Annotated in this window: 23 protein-coding genes, 1 tRNA gene and 1 riboswitch; of the genes, 9 read left to right on the top strand and 15 right to left on the bottom strand. The window is 72.7% G+C overall.

Annotated elements, in window-relative coordinates:
- Window positions 1-234: 234 nt before the first annotated feature.
- The 5 genes from HN031_RS10875 to HN031_RS10855 all read right to left on the bottom strand — a co-directional run bounded on the left by HN031_RS10875 (window position 235) and on the right by HN031_RS10855 (window position 5153).
- Entirely contained in the window at window positions 235-1953 is a 1719-nt protein-coding gene (locus tag HN031_RS10875) for a TadE/TadG family type IV pilus assembly protein (RefSeq protein WP_172269772.1), read from the bottom strand.
- A complete protein-coding gene (locus HN031_RS10870) occupies window positions 1950-2378 on the bottom strand; it encodes a TadE/TadG family type IV pilus assembly protein (protein ID WP_172269770.1) in 429 nt (142 codons plus the stop codon). The genes HN031_RS10875 and HN031_RS10870 overlap by 4 nt, the downstream gene beginning before the upstream one ends.
- Before the next feature lie 200 nt (window positions 2379-2578).
- On the bottom strand, window positions 2579-3445 hold the full coding sequence (locus tag HN031_RS10865; RefSeq protein WP_172269768.1) for a RimK family alpha-L-glutamate ligase: 867 nt from the start codon (window positions 3443-3445) through the stop codon (window positions 2579-2581).
- A 10-nt stretch (window positions 3446-3455) separates the two neighbouring features.
- Window positions 3456-4304 carry a class I SAM-dependent methyltransferase gene (locus tag HN031_RS10860; protein ID WP_172269766.1) on the bottom strand — a complete coding sequence of 283 codons (849 nt, stop codon included), beginning with the start codon at window positions 4302-4304 and terminating at the stop codon, window positions 3456-3458.
- Window positions 4305-4313: 9 nt separating this feature from the next.
- Window positions 4314-5153, bottom strand: coding sequence for an SGNH/GDSL hydrolase family protein (locus tag HN031_RS10855; protein WP_322424933.1), 840 nt, complete (start codon window positions 5151-5153; stop codon window positions 4314-4316).
- 125 nt (window positions 5154-5278) lie between these two features.
- On the opposite strand from HN031_RS10855, the gene HN031_RS10850 reads away from it, so the two are divergent.
- Together HN031_RS10850 and HN031_RS10845 are read left to right on the top strand one after the other, a co-directional pair.
- Entirely contained in the window at window positions 5279-6505 is a 1227-nt protein-coding gene (locus HN031_RS10850) for a DUF2157 domain-containing protein (protein ID WP_172269764.1), read from the top strand.
- Window positions 6506-6516: 11 nt separating this feature from the next.
- Window positions 6517-6987 (top strand): GDYXXLXY domain-containing protein, encoded by a 471-nt coding sequence (locus tag HN031_RS10845; protein ID WP_172269762.1) that lies wholly within the window; start codon window positions 6517-6519, stop codon window positions 6985-6987.
- A gap of 13 nt (window positions 6988-7000) precedes the next feature.
- On the opposite strand, the gene HN031_RS10840 is transcribed toward HN031_RS10845, so the two are convergent.
- The 5 genes from HN031_RS10840 to HN031_RS10820 form a co-directional block, all read right to left on the bottom strand.
- Window positions 7001-7276, bottom strand: a complete 276-nt coding sequence (locus tag HN031_RS10840) for a MoaD/ThiS family protein (protein WP_172269760.1) — start codon at window positions 7274-7276, stop codon at window positions 7001-7003.
- A 15-nt stretch (window positions 7277-7291) separates the two neighbouring features.
- Window positions 7292-8590 carry a threonine synthase gene (gene thrC, locus HN031_RS10835; RefSeq protein ID WP_172269758.1) on the bottom strand — a complete coding sequence of 433 codons (1299 nt, stop codon included), beginning with the start codon at window positions 8588-8590 and terminating at the stop codon, window positions 7292-7294.
- 10 nt (window positions 8591-8600) lie between these two features.
- Window positions 8601-8740: riboswitch (SAM riboswitch) on the bottom strand.
- A 75-nt stretch (window positions 8741-8815) separates the two neighbouring features.
- The gene (otsB, locus tag HN031_RS10830; protein WP_172269756.1) at window positions 8816-9646 is read right to left on the bottom strand and encodes a trehalose-phosphatase; all 831 of its coding nucleotides are present in this window, start codon (window positions 9644-9646) and stop codon (window positions 8816-8818) included.
- Window positions 9647-9722: 76 nt separating this feature from the next.
- Window positions 9723-10298: a LytR C-terminal domain-containing protein gene (locus tag HN031_RS10825; RefSeq protein ID WP_172269754.1), complete on the bottom strand. Its 576-nt coding sequence runs from the start codon at window positions 10296-10298 to the stop codon at window positions 9723-9725.
- A gap of 49 nt (window positions 10299-10347) precedes the next feature.
- On the bottom strand, window positions 10348-10641 hold the full coding sequence (locus tag HN031_RS10820) for a DUF3263 domain-containing protein (RefSeq protein ID WP_172269752.1): 294 nt from the start codon (window positions 10639-10641) through the stop codon (window positions 10348-10350).
- A 204-nt stretch (window positions 10642-10845) separates the two neighbouring features.
- Between HN031_RS10820 and HN031_RS10815 the strand changes: the two genes are divergently transcribed.
- Entirely contained in the window at window positions 10846-12288 is a 1443-nt protein-coding gene (locus HN031_RS10815; protein WP_172269750.1) for a trehalose-6-phosphate synthase, read from the top strand.
- Window positions 12289-12341: 53 nt separating this feature from the next.
- Here the strand turns inward: HN031_RS10815 and HN031_RS10810 are convergent, their stop codons facing one another.
- From HN031_RS10810 to HN031_RS10795, 4 genes are all read right to left on the bottom strand, one after another.
- The gene (locus tag HN031_RS10810; RefSeq protein WP_172269748.1) at window positions 12342-13907 is read right to left on the bottom strand and encodes an FMN-binding glutamate synthase family protein; all 1566 of its coding nucleotides are present in this window, start codon (window positions 13905-13907) and stop codon (window positions 12342-12344) included.
- A gap of 96 nt (window positions 13908-14003) precedes the next feature.
- Window positions 14004-14774, bottom strand: a complete 771-nt coding sequence (locus HN031_RS10805; protein ID WP_172269746.1) for an anti-sigma factor — start codon at window positions 14772-14774, stop codon at window positions 14004-14006.
- Window positions 14761-15399: an RNA polymerase sigma factor gene (locus tag HN031_RS10800; RefSeq protein ID WP_172269744.1), complete on the bottom strand. Its 639-nt coding sequence runs from the start codon at window positions 15397-15399 to the stop codon at window positions 14761-14763. Before HN031_RS10800 ends, HN031_RS10805 begins: the two co-directional genes overlap by 14 nt.
- Before the next feature lie 51 nt (window positions 15400-15450).
- The gene (locus tag HN031_RS10795) at window positions 15451-16092 is read right to left on the bottom strand and encodes a fasciclin domain-containing protein (protein ID WP_172269742.1); all 642 of its coding nucleotides are present in this window, start codon (window positions 16090-16092) and stop codon (window positions 15451-15453) included.
- Window positions 16093-16191: 99 nt separating this feature from the next.
- On the opposite strand from HN031_RS10795, the gene HN031_RS10790 reads away from it, so the two are divergent.
- The 6 genes from HN031_RS10790 (at window position 16192) to pdxY (ending at window position 22591) form a co-directional block, all read left to right on the top strand.
- Entirely contained in the window at window positions 16192-17346 is a 1155-nt protein-coding gene (locus tag HN031_RS10790; RefSeq protein WP_172269740.1) for an alpha/beta fold hydrolase, read from the top strand.
- Complete coding sequence (locus tag HN031_RS10785) at window positions 17343-18707, top strand: MFS transporter (protein WP_172269738.1); 1365 nt, start codon at window positions 17343-17345, stop codon at window positions 18705-18707. The genes HN031_RS10790 and HN031_RS10785 overlap by 4 nt, the downstream gene beginning before the upstream one ends.
- Window positions 18688-20130, top strand: a complete 1443-nt coding sequence (locus HN031_RS10780) for an aminotransferase class V-fold PLP-dependent enzyme (RefSeq protein ID WP_172269736.1) — start codon at window positions 18688-18690, stop codon at window positions 20128-20130. Before HN031_RS10785 ends, HN031_RS10780 begins: the two co-directional genes overlap by 20 nt.
- Window positions 20127-20822 (top strand): uracil-DNA glycosylase, encoded by a 696-nt coding sequence (locus HN031_RS10775; RefSeq protein WP_172269734.1) that lies wholly within the window; start codon window positions 20127-20129, stop codon window positions 20820-20822. The genes HN031_RS10780 and HN031_RS10775 overlap by 4 nt, the downstream gene beginning before the upstream one ends.
- Window positions 20823-20844: 22 nt before the next feature.
- A complete protein-coding gene (locus HN031_RS10770) occupies window positions 20845-21618 on the top strand; it encodes a dioxygenase (RefSeq protein WP_172269732.1) in 774 nt (257 codons plus the stop codon).
- A gap of 109 nt (window positions 21619-21727) precedes the next feature.
- Entirely contained in the window at window positions 21728-22591 is an 864-nt protein-coding gene (pdxY, locus tag HN031_RS10765; protein WP_172269730.1) for a pyridoxal kinase PdxY, read from the top strand.
- Window positions 22592-22606: 15 nt separating this feature from the next.
- Here pdxY and HN031_RS10760 read toward each other — a convergent pair.
- Window positions 22607-22682, bottom strand: a tRNA-Thr gene (locus HN031_RS10760).
- Between the last annotated feature and the right edge of the window lie 19 nt (window positions 22683-22701).

The following is a 22701-nucleotide window of genomic DNA, read 5'->3' as shown; positions in this document are numbered from 1 at the left end:
GCGTGCGATTCCTATCGACGTGAGTCTGTGTGTCGACGCCGGGCGGGCTGCCCGCGACGGACGACCCGCTCCGCCGGCGATCCATTCACGCCGACTTCTGCGGACCTCAGCGTCACCCGGGTCGTTGTCACTCTCATGACGAGAGTGCCAACCTCATGTTTAGCACTCGACCCCGGAGAGTGCAAACGCCACCCCCGGCCCGGCCGGGGGTGGCGTCATGCGTCGGGAGGAGCCTCAGGGCAGCTTGATCAACCTGATGCTGTTGCTCACCTGGTTGAGCGCGGTCTTGAAGATCTCGGCGAGCTCGTCGCCCTTGGTGGCGCAGAAGAAGTAGTCACCATCGATGTTCTCCGCCGCGATGCCCGCGGGGGTGGTGCAGTCGCCCGCCGTGCTCGGACCGCCGCTGGGTGCGTTGGAGGCCGCCGAGGCGAGCACGTCCTTGACCTTCTGCTCGCCGGCGAAGTCGAAGTAGCGCTCGCAGGTCGCGGTCGTGGCCGAGCCGAAGCCGATCGTGATCACGATGACGCCGGCCCCCTTGGCGTTGGTGGCCACCTCCTTGAACCGGTTGCAGCCGTTGGTGCCGTTCTTGACCGAGGAGCTCGTGGACTGCTGGCCGCTCCACAGCTCGCTGGTGGTGCCGATGGCCGTGCTTCCCGTCGCGCTGCCGACCTCGTCGGGCTGGCCGTCGGTCTCGAAGATGACGACCTTGCGGGGAGTGCCCGGGCGGTCGGAGGCGCCGGGGACGGTGCTGCCGCCCATCACCTTGCGCACCGCCGCCTTGAGCGAGCCGCCGATGTTGGTGCCGTACTCGCCGGAGGCCGACTCGGGCAGGCAGCTGATCGCGTCTACCAGCGCACTGTTGCTGACCAGCGCGCCCGTCTCGGTGAGGTAGCCGTTGGTCCAGTCAACCGGGATCCAGGTGCCCTCGTTGCGGGTGTCGGCGGCGACGCGGCCGTTGAGGCGCACCGCCTCGGACCGGCAGATCCCGTCGCTGTCGGTCTCGCCGGTGCCGTCCCAGCCCGCCGACTTCGAGAACGCGGACTCGCCGGCCTCCCAGTCGGCGACGGCGGCGTTGTAGACGGTCTGCTTGGCGGTGTTGCGGTCCCGGCAGGCGTTGCGGGTGGACGTCGTCGTGAACCTGGCGCAGTCCTCGTAGACCGGGGTCGCCGGGTGCGTCGGGCGGATGAAGCTGCCCTTGGGCGTGAAGCCGGAGGTGCGGGACTTGGCCAGGGCACCGAAGGCGACGTGGTGCAGCGACGGCGTCATCGTCTTGAGGGAGTTGAGGATCGCCATCTTCATCTGCGCCCGGTCCGCCGACGGCATGGAGGCCGTGCGGTCGGCCATGATGACGATGTCGAGCGGGTTCGGGACCTCGCTGCCGCACGGGCCCTTGCACGCCGCCGAGGCGACGGAGCCGGTGTTGCCCTGGTCGAACCCGATGATCGGCGCGAAGCCGTAGTCGACCGGCTTCTCGGCCCGCACCTCGATCGTGTTGCACTTGGCCGCGGTGCCGGTGGCGCACGGGATGGCACAGATGTAGCTGTTGCACCTCAGGCCCGGGTAGCGCGACGCCGTGAAGGGCGCGCCGGGCGGGCCGGGGTTGCACGTGCTCGGGATCTGCGACGCCTTGACCTCGCGCGTCACGCCGGTGGACGCCACGATGCACAGGAGCTTGGTGTTGGCGCCGGCCGTGAGGTTGAGGTCGCCGTCCTGGCTGTTGGCCATGCTGAGGGCCGCGGTCTGTGCCTGGGTCCCGGTGCCGGGAAGCGCGAAGGCGCCGGCGTGAGCGGCGGAGTCGACGTGGTCGTGGAGCCGCTGCCGCTCCATCGCGAGCGAGCTGATGTCGACGGCGAGAGCGGCCGTGGCGAAGAGGACGGTGGACAGCAGGCCCACCATCACGGCCGTGGCCCCCCGCTCGTCGCGCGGGCGGATGGTTCGGCGGCGCAGCTTCATTCGATCCTCATTCGGCTGGTCTTTCGGATGACAAGGCCATCGCTGATGGTCGCCCCGACCGGCGTCAGCCACTCGACGACGTAGGTCACCTCGACGAGGGCGGTGCCCCCCGAGGCGGCGTCCCCCCAGGACCCGCAGGCACCGCCGGTGGGGGTGAGGCAGTTGACCTCCACGTCGATCTCCGCGCCGTCGAGGCCGGAGTCGGACAGGGAGTCGAGGACGGAGGCCGCGACCTCCGAGGAGTCCGTGCCGAGGCTGGCCAGGCGGACGCCCTCACGCGCGGCGTTGTTGATCACGGTGTAGCGGTTGATCGCCCACCCGAAGTCGATCATCCCGAAGACGAGGACGAAGAGCAGCGGCACGACGAGGGCGAACTCGACGGCGGCAGCACCCCGCTCGTTGGTTCGCTTGCGGCACAGAGACACCGTCTCCCCCTCTCGTGTCATGACCGACCCCGGACCCCACGGGCCGACACCGATCGACGCTATCGGCGGACGCTCAAGGATGCCTCGGCACACCGGCCGGACTTAATAGCCCGATATGACCACTGCGCCGTAGGCCATCCCGGCGCGGGACCGACACCGGACGGGCACGGAGGCCCCGCCGGACGCGGCCACGAGGTCGCTCAGCGCACGTCGCGCAGCCGGGCCTCGAGGAGGTCGGCGAAGGGCCCGGCGTTGGCCGGCGAGACGTCGAGGTAGAGCCCCGGCTCGATCAGCTCGAGCTCGCTGACGACCCAGTCGCCGTCCCACTGCAGCAGGTCGACGCGCAGGTAGTCCATCGGCCGGCCGAAGCGCTCGGCCATGGCGTCGCACGCCCCCATCGCGAGGCCGCCGACCTCACCCGTCTCCACGGCCCGGACCCGCCCGCCGAACTCCTCGTTGACGCGTACGTCGCCCGGCCCCGGCTGCTTGTCGAAGCGCTGGGTCAGCCGGCCGCCGAGGACGTAGACGGACACCTCGCCCGAGGTGCGGATGGACTCCACGAGCGGCTGCACCACCCACGGGCCGTCGACCTCGGGGTAGTCGGGGTGGCTGCGCACCGGCCGCCCCAGGCGCGGGTCGTCGGGATCGGTCACGACGATCAGTCCGGCGCCTCCGGCACCGACGCGCGGCTTGACCACGGCGGTGCCGAGCTCCGCGACGGCGGCCGCGAGGCTCGCGCGGTCGTCGGCGAGCAGCGTCGGCACGGCCGGGAGGTCGCCGAGGTCGGCGAGGTAGCGCTTGTCGTGGTTCCAGGCGAAGACGTCGGCGCCGTTGAGCAGCCGGGCCTGGTCGAGCGAGCCGGCCCACTCGAGGAACTCGGTGTGCCGGGTGACGTAGTCCCAGGTGGAGCGGACCGCGACGAGGTCGGCGGCGGCCCAGTCGACGGCCGGGTCGTCCCAGCGCACCCAGGCGAAGTCCGTGCCGCGCTCGTGGAGCACGCTGTCGAGCGCGGCCGCGCCGGGCTCGCCCTGCGGCAGGTCGCCGCTGGTCGCGAGGAGGACGGTCATGCAGGGACCCTCATGCCTCGGGGAGCTCGGAGGAGCCGTGGAACTGGTGGGCGGCGTGGTCGCGGTTGGTGCCCTCGCGGTTGTCGCCCTTCTCGATGATCACGAGGTTGTGGTAGCAGTGCACCGCGCGGACCCACTGGTCGGTGTAGCTCGGCTCGTAGCCCTCGACCAGGAACTCCTCGTGGTTGAGGCCGTCGACGAGGTCCTTGACCAGGTCCATCGACGTCCCGGGCGCCCGCGGGTCGAGCTGACCGCCCCAGGCCGGCCAGTAGGAGGTCTGGGTGTCCTCGATGCAGTAGATCGCACCGTCGGGCAGCAGCGGGAACAGGATCCGGAAGGACTCGCGCACGTGGGCGGGGATGTGGCTGCCGTCGTCGATGACGACCATCGGCGCACCCTGCTCCTCGATGATCCGGTGCAGGACCTCCGGGTCGGTCTGGTCGCCGAGGTAGGTGTGGATGTGCCCGCGGGTCAGCCAGCTCTTGTCCTCGATGTCGAGGCCGACGATGCGGGCCCGGGGGAAGAACCAGCGCCACATCTTCATGGACGCCCCGCTCTTGCGGCGCTTCTTGTAGCCGCCGATGCCGAGCTCGAGCAGCGTGAAGGACTCCCCCCGCAGGTGCTGCAGGTGGCGCTCGTAGTGCGGGGTGTACTTGTGCACGCCCCACTTGTCGGTTCGGAACTCGATGGCCAGCTCGGTCAGGTTGCTGGCGAGGAGCCGCCGCCGGCGCTCCGCCCGGGCGTCGACCTCGACCGCCGGGAGCGGCTGGTCCAGCGGCTCGGGGGACGCCTGCATGCGGCCGGCCTTCTTCGCCGCCTTCTTGACGGCCTCGCCGGCTCGTCGAGCAGTGGTGCGCACCCGCGAACCCTAGCCTGACCCGCCCACCCCCGGGACGTGGTGCCCGAACGGCACGACCTCCACCAGCCCGAGGGCCGCGAGCACCGACGGCAGCATCGCCTTGGCGGTCCGCTTGTAGCCGTGGGCGCTCGGGTGGAAGCGGTCCAGGCTGAACATCTCGTCGGGGTTGCTGATGAAGAACGGGCCGACGACGTGCGCGAGCGAGACCACCCGGGCACCGCGCTCCAGCGCCTCCGCCCGCTGGGCGGCGGCGAGCTGGCGGGACGCCCGCGAGCCCAGCGCGCGCAGCGGCTGCGGGACCGGGCGCAGCGCGCCCAGGTCCGGGCAGGTGCCCACGACCACCTCGGCCCCCCGGGCGCGCAGGTCGTCGATCGCGGCGCCGAGGTGGCGCACCGACTCGGCGACCGGCACCCGGTGCGTGACGTCGTTGCCGCCGACGATGATGACGGCGACGTCGGGGCGGTAGGAGTCGGGCAGCGACGCCAGCTGCCCGGCCAGCATGCTGCTCTCGGACCCGACGACGGCAGCGGTGCGCAGCCGTACGGACCTGCCGGCGTGCTTCGCGATCCCGCGCGCCAGGCGGCTGCCGAGCGTGTGCTTGGGCCGCTCCGCCCCGAGGCCCGCGGCGATCGAGTCGCCGAGGACGAGCAGGTCGACGGGCTCGCCGTACTTGCGCTTGTAGTGCTTGTCGGCCGAGGGCGCCTGCTCCCCCAGCGGCTTGCCGATCGCCCGCCGCGCCTGGGCGGCCTGGCGCTGCAGCAGCTCGCGGGCGCCGTACGCCGTACCGCCGGCGACGCCGCCGAGGAGGGTGAGCGCCACCCCGGCGCGGGTCAGGTGCTTGCTGGACACGGGTCGGTTGAACCACACGGACCTGAACGTCGGCACAACCCCGGTCGACGGAGCGCCCAACGGCTCACCCACACCCGGGTCCGCGTACTCACGACACCGGCCCACCGGCGGACGACGGTGGGGACATGACCGAATCCGTCAGCCTCGCACCCCGCCCCGTCCCCCCGCGCCGGCTGTCCTGGCTGCGATCCGAGCTCGACGACTGGACCGCGCAGGGCCTCATCACCGAGGGCCAGGCCGCGCGCATCTCGACCCGCTACCGACCCGAGCGCCACGCCCGGCCGCTCCTCGGCGGGCTCCTCCTCCGGGTCGGCGGTGCCTTCGTCGGCACCGGGCTCGTCTGGCTGGTGGCTGCCAACCTCGACCGGCTCGCTCCCCTCACCCGCTTCGGGCTGGTCGCGGCCCTCTGGCTGTTCTTCCTCGTCGGGGGCGAGGTGCTCGCCCACCGGCGCGCGTCCCCCTCCGTCGTCGGGGCCGCCCGGCTCCTCGCCGCCCTCGGCCTCGGCGCAATGGTCTTCCAGGCCGCCCAGTCGCTGCAGGTCCCCGCGTTCGAGCCGCGCCTCGTCGGCCTGTGGGCGGCCGGAGCCCTCCTGCACGGCTACCTGACCGGCGCCTTCGCGCCCTTCGCCGTCGGCGTGGTCACCGGCGTCGGGTGGTGGCTGACCCAACCGCTGTGGGACGAGCAGAGCGGGCTCACCGCCGTCGTGCTCCTCGGCGCGGGCGCGGTGCTCGCGGCCGCGCTGGCGGTGGTCCACGACGGGCGCGCCGACCGGTTCGCCCGCGCCTGGCGCACCGTGGCCGCCGGCATGGCGCTGCTGGCCGGGTTCGTCGCCGCCATCCCGGACATCGGCTCGGACGGCATCGTGTGGTCGACGTCCCTCGTGCTCGCGCTGGCCGTCGCAGCCGCTGCGGCAGCGCTCGCCGCCGTCACCCGGCCCGGCGCCCGGATCCTCGAGCCGGTCGGTGCGATCGGCGTGCTGCTGGGCGCCGGCGTCCTCGCCCTGTGGACCACCGGTTCGGACGCCTCGGACGTCGGCACGGCCGACTGGCTGCGCGCCGCCGTGGCCGTCGCCGCGTACGCCGCCCTCGCCGTCGGCCTCGTCGCGCTGGGCGCGCTGCGCGACCACCCGGCGCTCACCTGGATGGCGACGACCGCGCTCGTCGTCTTCACCACGTTCCAGAGCTTCGCGGTCTTCGCGCCGATCGTCACCGGGGCCTGGCTGTTCGTGGTGCTCGGCACCGTCTTCCTCGGCACCGGGTTCCTCTTCGACCGGGCCCGCCGCGGGCTGGCCCAGGCCCTCGACGTCCCGCCCACCCCGAGCTCTCCCGGCACCCCCACCGACGCCTCCTGAGGAGCAGACCCGTGAACCGCACCACCACCACCGCCGTCGTCGCCGTGACGCAGCTCGCCCTCGTCGGCCTGTCCGTCGCCCCGCAGCTCTCCGCCCGGGCCACCGGCGAGACCTACCTCCTGAGGGTCGCGGCCCTCGACCCGGTCGACCCGTTCCGCGGCGCGTACGTCGCGCTCGACTACCCCGACCTGCCCCGCGGCGGGCAGGTCCCCGACGACGGGGAGCGGGGCGACGTCTACGTCAGCCTCGTCCCCGACGGCGAGGTGTGGGTCGCCGACGGGTGGTCGCGCGAACGGCCGGAAGAGGGCCCCTACCTCGCGTGCGACGACCGGTCGTGGCAGCTGCGCTGCGGGATCGAGAGCTGGTTCCTGCCGCAGGACGAGGCGGCGGCGGCCGAGGACCTGCTGCGTGACGGCGCCGTCGCCGAGGTGCGCGTCGACGGCCGCGGCCACGTCGCCGTGGTCGACGTACGGGGGCCGTGAGGGTCGCTGCGGCTCAACCGCCCGCGACCGCCGGGATCACCGAGACCTGGACGCCGTCCGGGGTGGGCGTCTGCAGGTCCTCGAGGAACCGGACGTCGTCGTTGCCGACGTAGACGTTGACGAAGCGCCGCAGCGCACCCGCCTCGTCGAGGATGCGGCCCTTGATGCCGGCGTAGTGGGCGTCGAGGTCGTCGAGGACCGCGGCCAGGGTGTCGCCCTCGGCGCTGACCTCGGACTCGCCGCCGGTGTAGGTGCGCAGGATGGTGGGGATCCGGACGGAGACTGCCATGGGTGGTTCCCTCTCTCAGAGGACGCCGGACGCGACGAAGGCGTCGTAGCTGGGTGCGATGGTGGCGGCGGGGCCGACGCGGTCGGCGACGGCGTCGAGGGTCTTGAGGCCCATGCCGGTGTTGATGACCACGGTCTCCAGCGTCGGGTCGAGCTGGCCGGTCTCGACGAGCTTCTTGAGCACGCCCACCGTGGTGCCGCCGGCGGTCTCGGTGAAGATCCCCTCGGTGCGGGCGAGCAGCAGGATGCCGTCGCGCACCTCGTCGTCGCTGATGTCCTCCACGGCCCCGCCGGAGCGCCGGCAGATGTCGAGGACGTAGATGCCGTCGGCCGGGTTGCCGATCGCGAGGCTCTTGGCGATGGTGTCGGGCTTGACCGGGCGGATGGCGTCGGTGCCGGCCTTGTAGGCGACCGAGACCGGCGAGCAGCCGGTCGCCTGGGCACCGAAGACCTTGTAGGGCTTGTCCTCGACGAGGCCGAGGGCGACCAGCTCACGGAACGCCTTGTCGACCTTGGTCAGCTGCGAGCCGGAGGCGACCGGGATGACGACCTGGTCGGGCAGGCGCCAGCCGAGCTGCTCGGCGATCTCGTAGCCCAGCGTCTTGGAGCCCTCCGCGTAGAAGGGGCGCACGTTGACGTTGACGAACGCCCAGCCCTCCTCCTCGCCGGCGATCTCCGAGGCGAGCTTGTTGACGTCGTCGTAGTTGCCGTCGACCGCCACGAGGTGGTCGGTGTAGACGGCCGAGTTGACCTGCTTGGGCTTCTCGAGGTTGCTCGGGATGAAGACCACCGTCTTCATGCCGGCCCGCGCGCCCGCTGCGGCGACCGCGTTGGCCAGGTTGCCGGTGGAGGGGCAGGCGAAGACCTTCGCGTCGAGCTCGCGCGCGGCGCTCAGCGCGCAGGCCACCACGCGGTCCTTGAAGGAGTTGGTGGGGTTGGTCGAGTCGTCCTTGACCCACAGCGTGTCGATGCCGAGCTCGCGACCGAGGTTGTGCGCCTGGAGCAGGCGGGTGAAGCCCGGCTCGGTGTTGGGGCTCTGCTCGATGTCGGACGGCACCGGCAGCAGCGCCTTGTAGCGCCAGATGTTGGCCGGACCCGCGGCGATCTCCTCGCGCGTCACGGTCGGGAAGTCGTAGGCCACTTCAAGAGGCCCGAAGCACTCCGGACAGGCGTACGACGGCCCGAGCTCGACCTCGTGCCCGCACTCGCGGCAGGCCAGGGCGCGGGCATGGCCGAAGGCGCCCTCCCGGAGCCTCTTGCGGGTCGAGCCGGTCGACGCAGCGGCGGTGGTGGTCTCGTGCAGCACGGTGCTCATGAAGTCCTCCTTCTCATCTGTCCCCGCGACTCTCGCGTGGGCCGGATTTGGCACCTGCTCCCATGACTGCCGGGCGTGGGCCGGGCAGGAGGCTCATGGGTGGTTGCCGGGACTTCGTCGGGCCGTTCCCTCAGTCCCTCGTGATGAGCACGCTCAGCCTAGGGCGGCCGTCTCACGATGCGCACACCGAGTCCACGATGTGGATGAGGGGCGTCCGCCCAGCGGTCAGCGACGCAGGAGGAGGCCGCCGAGCAGCTCGACCACGCCGTCGGGGCCGTCGACGACGACGTCCGCGAGGTCGACGAGCTGGGGCTGCTCGGTGGAGGCCGAGCACACGACCAGGCCGGGCAGTCCCTCGGCGCGCAGCGCCCGGACGGCCTCGAACGCCTCGACGTCCCCGAGGTCGTCGCCGCCGAAGATCACGCCGCTCGCCTGCTGCTCGGCGACGAAGGTCCGCAGGGCCTGTCCCTTGTGCATGTCGCCGGAGCGGACCTCGACGACGTTGCGGCCGGGCTCCACCGTGAGGTGGTGGCGGTGCGCCAGGGCAGCCACCGGCTCGACCAGGCGCTGGAAGGCGTCCGCCGGGTCCTCCATCCGTCGCGTGTGCACGGCGACGGCGAGGCCCTTCTGCTCGATGAACGCGTCGGCGGCGCCGGCGCCGCGCAGCACCGCCGGCAGCTCGCGCTCGAAGCTCGCGAGGCCGGCAGGGGGGCGCGGCGAGCGGATCCGCTGCTCGGTGGCCGACCAGCGCTCGTTGCCGTACTGGCCGAAGACGAAGAGCTCGGCACCGCGGTCGAGCATGGCGTTGCCGAGCGCGTCGAGGTCGCCCATGGCGATGGCCTGCCGCGCGGGGCGGCCGGTGATCACCGCGACCGCGCGCACCGCCTCGGCGAGCTCGAGCAGGGCCCCGGGCGCGCCCGGGTGCAGGCGGGCCGCCTCGGGGTCATCGACGACCGGGGACAGCGTGCCGTCGAAGTCGAGCCCGACCACGACACCGTCGAGGACGTCGCGCACGGCGTCGTAGTGGGCACGCGCGTCGTCGGAGGTGAACTCCATGACCGAAGCCAACCACGCAGGGCGGACGCCCGGCCAACCGGCAGGCCGGCGGCCCGCCCGGTGGGACGGTGCGGGACTACTGGGGGGCGTCGGTGGTGAGGATGATGGTGAGCCGGTCGCGCTTCATCACGCCGACCGCCGGCGCGGTGCGCTTGATGCCGAGGTCGAGCGCCAGCTGCTCGCCGGCGGCCCGGAGCCGCGGCGGGAAGTAGACCGTGGTGGTCGGCACCACGCCGTACCAGTTGTCCTCGCCGACCACGGCCCAGCCGACGCCGGTGGCCTTGGCGGCGGTGATGGCGGCCAGGCCCTTGATGCCGGAGTTGTTGAACACCTCGACGTAGACCTCGCCGCGCTTGATGCGGGGCTCCGGCTTGGGCTTCGGCTTCTCGACGGCCGTGTCGGTCGGCTCGGCGCTGGGCGACTGGTCGGCGCTGGCGATGGTGGCGGTGTTGTCGACGCGGCGCTCCGTGGGCGCCTGATCGCGCGTCGCGACGAAGGTGATCGAGGCCATCGCGACCGCCAGCACGGAGAGCATCACGAGCGGCGAGGGGAAGGCCACGCCCCGCTCGTCACGCGGGCGGCGCAGCGGCCCGCGGCGCGGAGGGAGGGCGGAGGTCGAGCGGAGCAACCTGGGGAAGGTGGGGAAGGTCATGGGGAAGGTGACCAATCGTGAGTGGTGGGTGCAGCGCGGGAGGTGCCGGTCAGATCTCGAAGCCGAGGCGGCGGGCGGAGCGCTGCCGCTGGCGCGAGGCGCGCAGCCGGCGCAGCCGGCGGACGAGCAGCGGGTCGGCCTCGAGGGCCTCGGGACGGTCGATGAGCGCGTTGAGGACCTGGTAGTAGCGGGTCGAGGACATGTCGAAGTTGTCCCGGACCGCCTGCTCCTTGGCGCCGGCGTACTTCCACCAGTGCCGCTCGAACTCGAGGATCTCGCGGTCGCGCTGGCTCAGCCCGGCCGCAGTCTCCTGCTCCGCTGCGATGTGCGACGCTGCGTCCATCTGCCTTCTCCTCCTCGACCCCACGTCCACCCGTGACCGAGCGGACTGGCGTCAGTCTAGGCGACGAACGACAACGATGTCATTCGCTCCCGGCGAGTCGTCTGGACAAACCCGGCTCACGGCACGCGCCTGCGGCGGGGCGCCTCGGGACGGACGCACCGCGGGGTGGTCTGCGGGCACCGCACGGCTGGTTAGGGTGACGGGGTGAGCCGGACCTCCAAGGCAGACCTCGTGATCGTGGCCAACCGGCTACCCGTGGACCGGGTGAGCCAGCCGGACGGGTCGGTGACGTGGCGCCCCTCCCCCGGCGGCCTGGTGACAGCGCTCGAGCCGGTGCTGCGCGCCAACGACGGCGCCTGGATCGGCTGGCCCGGGTCGGCCGACGAGGACGAGATCGAGCCGTTCGTGGAGAACGGGCTCTCCCTCGTGCCGGTCTCGATGAGCTCCCAGGAGGTCGAGGAGTTCTACGAGGGCTTCTCCAACGGCACCCTCTGGCCGCTCTACCACGACGTCGTCGCCAAGCCGGAGTTCCACCGCGAGTGGTGGGAGTCCTACGTCGCGGTCAACCGGCGCTTCGCCGACCGCGCCGCCGAGGTCGCCGCCGACGGGGCGACGGTCTGGGTGCAGGACTACCAGCTCCAGCTGGTGCCGCAGATGCTCCGCGAGCAGCGGCCCGACCTGCGGATCGGCTTCTACCTCCACATCCCGTTCCCGCCCGCCGAGCTCTTCTCGCAGCTCCCGTGGCGACGCCAGATCCTGGAGGGGCTGCTCGGCGCCGACCTGATCGGCTTCCAGCTGCCCGGTGCCGCCGCCAACTTCGTACGCCTGGTGCGCAGCCGCGTGGGCCACAAGACCCACCGCGACACCATCTACCTCCCCGACGGGCGGCCGGTGAAGGCCACCGCGTTCCCGATCTCCATCGACACGGCCGGCTTCGAGGAGCTGGCGCGCAGCAGCGGCGTCGACGAGCGGGCCGCCGAGATCCGCGAGGCGCTCGGCAACCCGCGCAAGATCTTCCTCGGCGTGGACCGGCTCGACTACACCAAGGGCATCTACTCGCGACTGCGCGCCTTCGGCGAGCTCGTCCGCGACGGACACCTCGACGTGGAGGACGCGGTCTTCGTGCAGGTCGCGACGCCGTCGCGCGAGCGCGTGGAGCAATATCGCATCCTGCGCGACGACATCGAGCGGCTGGTCGGCCGCATCAACGGCGACCACGGTCGCATCGGGCGTCCGGCCATCTCCTACATGCACGTCTCCTACCCGCGCGACGAGATGGCGGCGCTCTACCGCGCGGCCGACATCATGGTCGTCACGCCGTTCCGCGACGGGATGAACCTCGTCGCCAAGGAGTACGTCGCCTGCCGCTTCGACAACAAGGGCGCGCTGGTGCTCTCCGAGTTCGCCGGCGCCGCGCAGGAGCTGCGCCAGGCGTGGCTGGTCAACCCCTACGACATCGACGGCATGAAGGCCTCGCTGATCGAGGCCTACGCCGCCGACGACAAGGAGACCGGTCGCCGGATGCGCGCCATGCGCAAGACGGTCGTGGCCAACGACGTGTCCAAGTGGGCGCGCGACTTCCTCGACGAGCTCGCGGCGGTGCCCGACCACCACGACAAGACGGTGCGCCGGACGCCGGCAGGCTGAGCCGGCCGCCCACCTGCCGGGACCTGCCGGGACCGCCGAGCCCCGCCGGCCCGTCAGGGGTGCTCGTCGACCGCGGTGCCGTGCGTGGCCGCCTGGGCGACCATGAGCGACTGGATCTCCTCGACCAGGCGGGGGCCCAGGCGCGGCCACGTGGGGTCGTAGCCGTAGGTCTCGGCCAGCCCGACGGCCGAGCGGGTCCCGTCGAGGATGTCGATGTCGCCGGGTCCGATGAGCCCGGGGTGCACGACGCCGATCGCCTCGGACACCTTGAGCAGGTCGCGGCGCAGGGAGCGGATGTAGTTGGCCGCCCGCACGCTCTTGAGGCTGACGTCGAGACCGCGCGTGTAGCGCGGGTCCTGGGTGGCGACGCCGACCGGGCAGTGGTCGGTGTGGCACTTCTGCGCCTGGATGCAGCCGATGGCCATCATGGCCTCGCGGCCGACCTGCACCATGTCGACGCCGAGGGCGAAGGCGACGATGGCGTTCTCGGGGATGCCGAGCTTGCCGGCGCCGAGGAACACCACGTCGTCGGTGAGGCCGGCGGCCGCGAAGCGGCGGTAGACCTCGGCGAAGCCGATCCGGAAGGGATAGGCCACCGAGTCGGCGAAGATCATCGGCGCGGCACCGGTGCCGCCCTCGCCGCCGTCGATGTTGACGAAGTCGACCCCGCGGCCGCCGCGGGCCATCTCCTCGGTGAGGTCGTCCCACATCGTGAGGTTGCCGACCGCCGACTTGATCCCGACCGGCAGGCCCGTCGCCCCGGCCACCAGCTCCACGAAGTCGAGCATCGAGTCGACGTCGTGGAACTCCGCGTGGCGGCTCGGCGAGGCGCAGTCCTTGCCCTCCGGGATGCCGCGGATCTCGGCGATCTCCCGGCTGACCTTCTCCCCGGGCAGCATCCCGCCCAGCCCCGGCTTGGCGCCCTGGCTGAGCTTGATCTCGATCGCCCTGACCGGCGCGGAGTGGACGAGGTCGACGAGCCGGTCCAGGTCGAACCGGCCGCGCTCGTCACGGCAGCCGAAGTAGGCCGTGCCGATCTGGAAGATGATGTCGCCGCCGTGGCGGTGGTGCGGGGAGAGGGCACCCTCCCCCGTGTTCTGCAGGGACCCCGTCATCGCCGCACCCTTGTTGAGCGCCTCGATGGCCTTGCCGGACAGCGATCCGAAGCTCATCCCGGAGACGTTGACGACCGATCCCGGGCGGAAGGCGTGCGTACGCCCGCGCGCGGCGCCCATCACCTTGGCGCACGGCAGGACGACCTCCTCCTGGGCGTGCGGCATCGTCGCCGCACCGGGCCCGGCGAAGGTCCGGTGCTTGATGACCGGGTAGCCCGCGGCGTTCTCGACGTCGTTGTCGGTGCCGAAGCCGAAGTAGTTGTTCTCCAGCTTGGCGCTGGCGTAGACCCAGCGCCGCTGGTCGCGGCTGAAGGGCCGCTCCTCGTCGTTGCTCGTGACGATGTACTGGCGCAGCTCGGGTCCGAACTTCTCCACCAGGAAGCGGGCGTGGCCCACGACGGGGAAGTTGCGCAGGATCGCGTGCTTGCGCTGGACCAGGTCGTGCGCCGTCGTCGCGGCCGCGGCCGCCACCGTGCCGCCCAGGACCGCGTACCTCCACCTCATGGTTCGTTCCTAGTCCCCGGACGGCGCGATGTCGAGGACTCCCGCCCCTAGGGCGGTGGTGGATGGCGCCTGCGGCGGCGGACCGGGCAGGACCGGTCAGGCGAGCTCGCCGCGGGCGAGGCTGACCCCGGAGTGGGTGGGGTCGCCGTCCTCGGGCTCGATGGAGATGTCGACGATCCGGTAGCCGTCGTCGATGAGCCCCCGGGGGACCTGGAACTCGCCCGCGTCGCCGTTCGCCAGCACGCCGAGGGCCACCATGCGGGTGCCGTCGACGTTGATGAGCCAGACCTCGTGGAAGCCGTCCTCCTCGCCGAGCTCGCGGGCGCGCACGCGGAGGGTGACGGTGTCCTCGGAGCGCACGGCGCTGGCCTCGCCGCGGGCGGCGTCGCTGTCGAGCGCGGTGAGGTCGGCGGCCGCGACGACGGTGGCGGACTGCGTCGGCGGGTCCACGGCCTCGGGGGCGGCGTCGCCGTCGCCCAGGACGCGGCCGAGGCCGAGTCCGGCCACGAGGGCCAGTGCGGCGGCGAGCCCGGCGGCCCACACGGGGACGCCGCGTCGCCCGGAGGGGGCCTGACCCGTGCCGGTCGTGCGGTGCGAGCCGCGGCGCAGCGGGATGGGCGGAGAGGGAGCGGAGGTCGGGGCGTCGGCGGCGGCATCCGGCGTACGCACGTGGGCGAGCACGCGGTCGCGGACGTGGCGCGGCGGGGCGACGAGCGGCCCCTCGCCGGCGAGGTGCCGGGCCTCGGCGAGGGACGCGACGACGGCCCTGCACTCCGGGCAGGAGGCGACATGGCGACGCACCTCGTCGGAGGTGTCGTCGTGGTCGAGGGCGACCCCTGCGAGCTCCTCGAGATCAGCGTGGGACACGGCGCACCCCCTCGAGCTTCTGCTGGACCTGGACGAGGCCACGACGGACGTGGCTCTTGACGGTGCCGAGCGGGAGGCCGGTGGTCTCCGCGATCTCGGCGTGGCTGCGTTCCTCCCAGAACGCGAGGAACACGATGGTGCGGCGCGGGTCCGGGAGGTCCTGGACGGCCTGGCGGACGACGAGGCGGTCGGCGACCTCGCGGTCGACGGCCTCCACGAGGTCGTGGTGGGCCTCGGGCTGGGCGGCGACCGCGGCGACCCTGTCGCTGTCGCGGGCCCGCGCGGCCCGGGCGTCGGCGACCTTGTGCCGGGCGATGCCGATCAGCCAGGCGGGCAGCGCCGTCGGGCTGGGAGTCAGCGTGTGCCGGCTGCGCCACGCGGCCACGAAGACCTGCTGCGTGACGTCCTCCGCGTCGTGCGGGTCGCGGAGGGCCCGGAGGGCGTAGGTGTGGACCAGCGCCGACCAGCGGTCGAAGATCTCCTCGAGGGCGAGCTCGTCACCGTCCACGAGACGAGCTGCGACCGAGCGGACGTCATCGTCCTGCTCGTCCTCGAGTGCGACGCCGGTGACCACTGCGCCACCGTACCGGCGTGGCGCGCGGGCGGGGAACGCGACGGTGCTCATCCGCGTCCCCCACCCAGCGCCTGTTCTCGGTGTGCTCCGACTCGGTCCGACTCAGAGGTCGATCGGGCGCAGCACGCGGTCGATGCCGTGCGCGACCTGCTTGTTGCCCTTGTTGAGGTCGAGGGCGTCGAGCACGGCCTTCGGGTCGGTGGCGTCCTTGTCGAGGTCCTTCAGAGTCACCGACACCTTGGGCTTCATGGTCACCTTGACCTTGATCTTGCCGCCCTGGGCGGTGGCGAGCTTGGCGCCGTCGGCCTTGAGGACCTTGCCGCTGGTGAGGGTCTTGCCCGGGACGACGTGGTAGAGCAGCACGGTCTCGATCGTGTCGACACCGGCGAGCTCGACGAGCGCGTCGAAGATCGCCTTCTCGGACTTGATGTTCTTGCCGGTCAGGTCCTTGGCCAGCAGGCGGAAGGCCTGGTCGGTGGGCGCGAAGACGGTGAGCTTCTGGCTGCCGTCGGCGAGGAGGGCCACCGGCGAGTCCGGCTTCGCGCCGACGATCGCGAGCGCGGCCTCGGTGACGATGTCGAAGTCGTTCTTGTTCTTGTCGAACGTGTTGCCGTCCGAGGTCAGGAGGGCGGCGAGGCTGTCCTCCCCGGGGGCGGCCTGGGCGCTGGCAGCGGGGGCCGTGGCCTGCACCGCGCCGAGCGCGAGGGCAGAGGCGGCGAGAAGGGCGGGAACGCGACGCTTCATGGGGTGTTCCTTCCGTCGGGGGCGCCGGTCGGCGCCCGTCACACCCCCTTCTCCGTCCGGACCCCGCCACTGGATGCACCCGGGCCGTAAGTTTCTCGCATGGACCTCATCCCCACGCCCGGACAGGTGGTGTCGGCGGCCGGGAACGTGGCGCACACCGTGCTCCACGGCGGGCTGGCCGACCTCCGCCCGATGCCGCGGACGCTGATCGACGACGGGGAGCTGCGCGAGGTCTACCACTACCTGCCCGCCCGCGAGGTCCCGCAGACCGGCGACCCGGTCCTGCTGGTGGCGCCGCTCGCCGCGCCGGCCCTGTGCTACGACCTGCGCCGGGGCTGCTCGCTGGTGGAGCACCTGGTCGGAGGGGGCCGTCCGACCTACCTCGTCGACTACGGGCGGGTGCCCCTCGAGGACCGGATCGTCGGCAGGGAGCACTGGGTCGACGAGGTCCTCCCGCAGGCCGTCCGGGCGGTCCACGAGCACTCCGGCGGCCGCGGCGTGCACCTCGTCGGGTGGAGCCTCGGCGGTCTCTTCGCCCTGCTCACCGCCGCCGACGCCCAGGACCTCCCGGTCGCCTCGCTCACCGTCGTCGGATCACCGGTCGACGTCACGAAGGTCCCCCTGGTCGCCCCGGTGCGCCCGCTGCTCGACCTCACCCAGGGCCGGGGCCCCGTCACCCGTGCCTACCGGGCGCTGGGCGGCGTGCCGACGTCGCTGGTCGGCTGGGCCTTCACCGCGGCGTCGGCGCAGCAGGTGGTCGCCAAGCCGCTGGCGGTGCTGACCCACCTCGACGACACGGACTACCTCGCGCAGGTGGAGGCGGTGACCCGGTTCATGTCCAACACGACCGCCTACCGCGGCCGCAGCTTCGGCCAGCTCTACCACCGCTTCCTCGAGGGCGACGCGCTCGTGGGCGGCAGCACGGAGATCGGCGGGCGCACCGTCGACCTGGCCGCGATCGAGGTGCCGGTGCTCGTGCTCGCCGGCAACACCGACGGCATCGCGCCGCTGCCCGCCGTACGCCCGGTGGTGCCGCTGCTCAGCGGGTCGCGCGAGGTGCGCTTCGAGATCGTCCCCGGCGGCCACCTCGGCATGCTCACCGGGCGCGCGGCACGCGGCACGACGTGGACGACGATCGACGAGTGGGTGGAGCAGTGGTCGGCCGGCCCGGACCCGACCGGCCCGCGCACGATCGGCGCCAACCCGTCGCGCCGCTACGGCTCGGCGGGCTCCCGGTCACTGGGCCAGCGGTGACGAGCACCCTGGACACCTCGCGGCTGTCCCGTGGCGTCCGGATCGGCTACGGCAGCGGGTCAGTCGCCACCGGCGCCTTCGGCACCGTGCCCGGGCTGATGCTGCTCCCCTACCTCACCGACGAGCTCGGCATCGCCGCGCTGTGGGCCGGGGTGATCGTCTTCCTCCCCAAGGCCTGGGACGTCGTCCTCAACCCGGTCGCGGGGCGGGTCAGCGACCGGACCATCGACCCGGCAGGACCGCGCCGGCCCTGGCTGATCCGCGCCGGGCTGATGCTGGCGGGCGCCTTCGCGCTCATCTTCGCGGCGCCCGACCTCGGGAGCTCGCTGCTCGAGGCGGGCTGGGTGCTGGTGTTCTTCGTGCTCGCGGCGTCGGCGTACGCGTTCTTCCAGGTCCCCTACGTCGCGATGCCCGCGGAGATCACCGCGTCCTACGACGAGCGCACGCGGCTGATGACGTGGCGGGTGGCGATCCTCGCGTTCACCATCATGCTGGCCGGCGCGACGGCACCGGTGATCCGCGACGCGGTCGGCGGCCGCGACGGCTACCGCGTCATGGGCGTGGTGATGTCGGTCCTGATCGCGGTCGGGGTGGTGAGCGCCTGGTGGGGCACCCGCCGGGCGCCGGTCGGCGCCGTCGCCGCCGGAGCGGGGTCGCTGCGCGAGCAGCTGCGGATCGTCGGGCAGGCGCGCGACTTCAGGGTCCTGCTCACCACCTTCGTCCTCCAGGCGCTGGCGACCGGCTGCATGCTGGCGGCGGTCGACTACCTCGCAGGTGACGTGCTGGAGAGCTCGGGAGCGGCCACCGTCCTGTTCGTCTGCTTCGTCGGCCCGGCCCTGCTGCTGACGCCCGTGTGGACCGCGGTCGGCACGCGGATCGGCAAGCGGCGCGGCTACGTCCTCGCCTCGCTCGTGCTGGCCGCGGGAGCCGTGCTCGCGGTCACCGCGCGGATCGCGCCGCCGGCGGTCGTCTTCGCCGCGACCGCCCTGGTCGGCGTCGGCTACGCCGGCTGCCAGGTCTTCCCGATGGCGATGCTGCCCGACGCGGCGGCGGTCGACTCGGCACGGACGGGCGAGAACCGCGCGGGCGTCTACACGGGCGTCTGGACGGCGGGCGAGACCCTCGGCCTGGCCCTCGGACCGGCCGTCTTCGCCGTCGTGCTGGCACTGGGCGGCTACCTCTCGAGCGAGGGCCGGGAGATCACCCAGCCCGGCTCGGCCCTGACCGCGATCACGCTCGGGTTCTCCGTGCTGCCCGCGGCGCTGACCCTGCTGAGCCTGTGGTGGCTGCGGCAGTACACCCTCGACGCCGCCGAGGTGGCGGCAGCGGAAGGAGCCCCCCATGACCTCCGGCACGGCTGACCCCCTCGAGCGCCTCCGGGCCCTGCAGGGCGCCGACCTGCCCGTCCACGGCGGACGCACGCTGGCCTACGTCTACGACTCCGGCGAGCCCGAGGTCGACCGGGTCGCACGCGAGGCCGTGGCCGCCTACGCCGCCTCCAACGCCCTCGACCCGACCGCGTTCCCGTCGCTGCTGCAGATGGAGAACGAGCTGGTCGGGTTCGCGTGCGGCCTCCTCGACGCCCCGGGCACGGCGGTCGGGACGGTCACCTCCGGCGGCACGGAGTCGATCCTGCTGGCGGTGCAGGGTGCGCGCGACAGCAGGCCCGACGTCGTACGCCCCCGGATGGTGCTGCCCTCGACCGCGCACGCCGCGTTCCACAAGGCCGCGCACTACTTCGGCGTCGAGGCGGTGCTGGTGCCGGTCGGTCCCGAGTTCCGCGCCGACCCCGTTGCGATGGCCGAGGCGATGGACGACGACACCGTCCTGGTCGTCGCCAGCGCACCGTCGTACGCCCACGGGGTGGTGGACCCGGTCACCGCCGTCGCGGCCGCCGCGGCCGCCCGCGGGATCCGCTGCCACGTCGACGCCTGCATCGGCGGGTGGGTGCTGCCCTACGCCGCCCGGCTCGGCCGCGCGGTACCGCCGTGGACCTTCGCCGTCGAGGGCGTCACGTCGATCTCGGTGGACACCCACAAGTACGCCTACGCGCCCAAGGGCACCTCCCTGCTGCTCCACCGCGACGCGGGCCTGCGCCGGCCGCAGTTCTTCGCGTCGGCGGCCTGGCCGGGCTACACGATGCTGAACGCGACGACGCAGTCCACCCGCTCGGGAGGGCCGGTCGCCGGGACCTGGGCGGTCGTCGAGCACATCGGCGACGCCGGCTACCTCGAGCTCGCCGAGCGGGCGCTCGCCGCGGTCGACGCCATCGTCGAGCGCATCGAGCGGGAGCCGGCGCTGCGCCTCGTGGTCCCGCCCGACTCGACGCTGGTCGCGATGGCGACCGATGCCTCGTGCGACCCGTTCACCCTGACCGACGAGCTCGTCGACCGTGGCTGGTACGTCCAGCCGCAGCTGTCGCACGGCGCCGACGGAGCGAGCATCCACCTCTCGGTGAGCGCGGGCACGCTCGCGCTCGTCGAGGAGTTCGCGACGGCGCTCACGGAGTCGCTCGCCGCGGCGCAGGCCGCCGGACCGGTCGCGGTGGACGCCGACGTGGTGGCCTTCATCGAGGCGCTCGACCCGACGACGTTGGACGACGACGACTTCGACGGCCTGCTGGCGGCATCCGGCCTGGTCGGCACGGCGGCCGACGGCGGGCTCGAGCTGCCGACGAGGATGGCCGCGGTCAACGCGATGCTCGACGTCGCCTCGCCGCCCATGCGAGAGGCCTTGCTCGTCGCCTTCCTCGACCGGCTCCAGCGACCGGTGCGCCGCTCGTGAGCGCGCTCGCCGGGCTCGTCGAGAAGGACCTCGTCGCCGCCGACTGGGCGGAGGCGCTGGCCCCGGTGGACGACCGCATCGCGGCGATGGGCCGCTTCCTGCGCGAGGAGGTGGCGGCCGGCCGCGGCTACCAACCTGCCGGCGACCTGGTCTTCCGGGCGTTCCGGCGCCCGCTCGCTGACGTACGCGTCCTCGTCGTGGGCCAGGACCCCTACCCCAACCCGAGCCACCCGATCGGCCTGAGCTTCGCCGTCGAGCGGCACGTGTGGCCGCTGCCGCCCAGCCTGGTCAACATCTACGTCGAGCTGCGCGACGACCTCGGCATCGTGCCGCCCCGCCACGGCGACCTGTCGGCGTGGGCGGACCAGGGCGTGATGCTGCTCAACCGGTCGCTGACCGTGCGCCCGGGTGACTCCAACAGCCACCAGGGCAAGGGCTGGGAGGCCATCACGGAGCGGGCGATCACCGCCCTCGCCGAGCGCGGCGGTCCGTGCGCGGCCATCCTCTTGGGCCGGCAGGCACAGTCGCTCAAGCCGCTCCTCGGCGACATCCCGTGGGTGGAGTCGGCGCACCCGTCGCCGCTGAGCGCGCGCCGCGGGTTCTTCGGGTCCAAGCCGTTCAGCCGGGTCAACCGGCTGCTCGAGGAGCAGGGCGCCGAGCCGGTCGACTGGGGCCTTCCGGAATATAATTGAATCCCGTACTATTGAGTCTGTCATGACGACCCCCATGCCTGCCCTCTACATCGGCCACGGCGCGCCGCCGCTGCTCGACGACCCGATCTGGTCCGGGCAGCTCGCCGCCTGGGCGCAGGACCTGCCCCGCCCCACGGCGGTCCTCATCGTCTCGGCGCACTGGGAGTCCGCTCCGGTCAGCCTCTCCGCGAGCGGCGCACCCCTCGTCTACGACTTCGGCGGCTTCGCGCCGAAGTACTACGAGATGACCTACGAGACCCCGGACGCGACGGCGCTGGCCCGACGCGTCGCGGCCATGATGCCGAGCACCGAGCCGGTGCACCAGCACGTCTCCCGCGGCCTCGACCACGGGGCGTGGGTGCCGCTGAAGATCATGTATCCCGACGCCGACATCCCGGTCCTGCAGATGTCGCTGCCCACTGACGACCCCCACCGGCTGATGAAGCTGGGCGAGCGGCTGCGGCCGCTCCGCGAGGAGGGCGTGCTCATCGTCGGCTCCGGCTTCCTGACCCACGGCCTGCCGTTCCTCACCGACTGGAGCATCGACGCCGCGGCTCCCGGCTGGTCGCAGGACTTCGACCTGTGGGCCGCGGAGGCGCTGGCGCGGGGGGACGTCGACACCCTGTCGGACTACCGCGCGAAGGCGCCGGGCATGCCCTACGCCCACCCGACCGTCGAGCACTACACGCCGCTCTTCGTCACGCTCGGTGCAGCGACCGCGGCCGACGAGCCGGCGACGCAGGTCATCGACGGCTACTGGATGGGGCTCTCGAAGCGGTCGCTGCAGGTCGCCTGACGGGGCGGCGAGGCACGAGGCGGCCCGCGGTCAGGCGAGGTCGAGTGCGCCCACGACCGAGGCACGAGGTCGTGACGGCGTGCATCGAGACCTGAACTAGTCTCGGGGGGTGCGCGTCCTCTCCATCCAGTCCCACGTCGCCTACGGCCACGTCGGCAACTCCGCAGCCGTGTTCCCGCTCCAGCGCCTCGGCCACGAGGTGTGGCCGGTCCTGACCGTGAACTTCTCCAACCACACCGGCTACGGCGCGTGGCGCGGCCCGCTGATCGCGGCCGAGGACGTCGCCGCGGTGATCACCGGCATCGGCGAGCGCGGTGCGTTCGCATCCTGCGACGCGGTGCTCTCGGGCTACCAGGGCTCGCCGGAGATCGCCGACGTGATCGTCGACGCGGTGGCCCAGGTCAAGGCCGCCAACCCCGCGGCGACGTACACCTGCGACCCGGTGATGGGCAACGCGACCTCGGGGTGCTTCGTCAACCCGGCCATCCCGCCGAAGTACCGCTCGACGATCATCCCCGTCGCCGACGTGCTGACGCCCAACCAGTTCGAGCTCGGCTTCATCACCGATCGCGACGCGCTCAGCGGCCCGTCGACGCTCGACGACGTCCTGTCCGCGGTCGACGAGGTGCGCGGCCTCGGGCCCTCGACGGTGCTGGTCACCTCCGTGGACCGCGCCGGCGCGGCCGAGGACGTCATCGAGATGCTCGCCGTGACCGGGGACGGCGCCTGGCTGGTCACGACGCCGCGGCTGCCCATGAAGGCCAACGGCTCCGGCGACATCACCGCCGCGCTCTTCACCGCGCACCTCAGGACGACCGGCTCGGCCGCGGACGCCCTCGCCCGCACCGCCTCCTCGGTCTTCGCGGTGCTCAAGGAGACCCTCGACTCCGGGGAGCGCGAGCTGCGGCTGATCGCCGCGCAGGACGCGATCGCGTCCCCGGCCTGCGAGTTCGAGGTCGAGCAGGTCCGCTGACGGTTCATCACGAGATGGAGCCGGTGACAGGAATCGAACCCGCGACATCATTATTACAAGTAATGCGCTCTACCAACTGAGCTACACCGGCGTGCGCCCGCGGGCGCGGC

Source organism: Nocardioides sp. zg-1308 (assembly GCF_013155375.1).
Taxonomy (GTDB): domain Bacteria; phylum Actinomycetota; class Actinomycetes; order Propionibacteriales; family Nocardioidaceae; genus Nocardioides; species Nocardioides renjunii.
This window is presented reverse-complemented; position numbering and strand designations above follow the sequence as displayed.

What these genes read in the sequence shown, in the direction of transcription:
- HN031_RS10875 (WP_172269772.1), bottom strand. Translation starts at nt 1,953, where the DNA reads ATGAAGCTGCGCCGCCGAACCATCCGCCCGCGCGACGAGCGGGGGGCC.
- HN031_RS10865 (WP_172269768.1), bottom strand. Translation starts at nt 3,445, where the DNA reads ATGACCGTCCTCCTCGCGACCAGCGGCGACCTGCCGCAGGGCGAGCCC.
- HN031_RS10850 (WP_172269764.1), top strand. Translation starts at nt 5,279, where the DNA reads ATGACCGAATCCGTCAGCCTCGCACCCCGCCCCGTCCCCCCGCGCCGG.
- HN031_RS10840 (WP_172269760.1), bottom strand. Translation starts at nt 7,276, where the DNA reads ATGGCAGTCTCCGTCCGGATCCCCACCATCCTGCGCACCTACACCGGC.
- thrC (WP_172269758.1), bottom strand. Translation starts at nt 8,590, where the DNA reads ATGAGCACCGTGCTGCACGAGACCACCACCGCCGCTGCGTCGACCGGC.
- otsB (WP_172269756.1), bottom strand. Translation starts at nt 9,646, where the DNA reads ATGGAGTTCACCTCCGACGACGCGCGTGCCCACTACGACGCCGTGCGC.
- HN031_RS10825 (WP_172269754.1), bottom strand. Translation starts at nt 10,298, where the DNA reads ATGACCTTCCCCACCTTCCCCAGGTTGCTCCGCTCGACCTCCGCCCTC.
- HN031_RS10820 (WP_172269752.1), bottom strand. Translation starts at nt 10,641, where the DNA reads ATGGACGCAGCGTCGCACATCGCAGCGGAGCAGGAGACTGCGGCCGGG.
- HN031_RS10810 (WP_172269748.1), bottom strand. Translation starts at nt 13,907, where the DNA reads ATGAGGTGGAGGTACGCGGTCCTGGGCGGCACGGTGGCGGCCGCGGCC.
- HN031_RS10800 (WP_172269744.1), bottom strand. Translation starts at nt 15,399, where the DNA reads ATGAGCACCGTCGCGTTCCCCGCCCGCGCGCCACGCCGGTACGGTGGC.
- HN031_RS10795 (WP_172269742.1), bottom strand. Translation starts at nt 16,092, where the DNA reads ATGAAGCGTCGCGTTCCCGCCCTTCTCGCCGCCTCTGCCCTCGCGCTC.
- HN031_RS10790 (WP_172269740.1), top strand. Translation starts at nt 16,192, where the DNA reads ATGGACCTCATCCCCACGCCCGGACAGGTGGTGTCGGCGGCCGGGAAC.
- HN031_RS10780 (WP_172269736.1), top strand. Translation starts at nt 18,688, where the DNA reads ATGACCTCCGGCACGGCTGACCCCCTCGAGCGCCTCCGGGCCCTGCAG.
- HN031_RS10770 (WP_172269732.1), top strand. Translation starts at nt 20,845, where the DNA reads ATGACGACCCCCATGCCTGCCCTCTACATCGGCCACGGCGCGCCGCCG.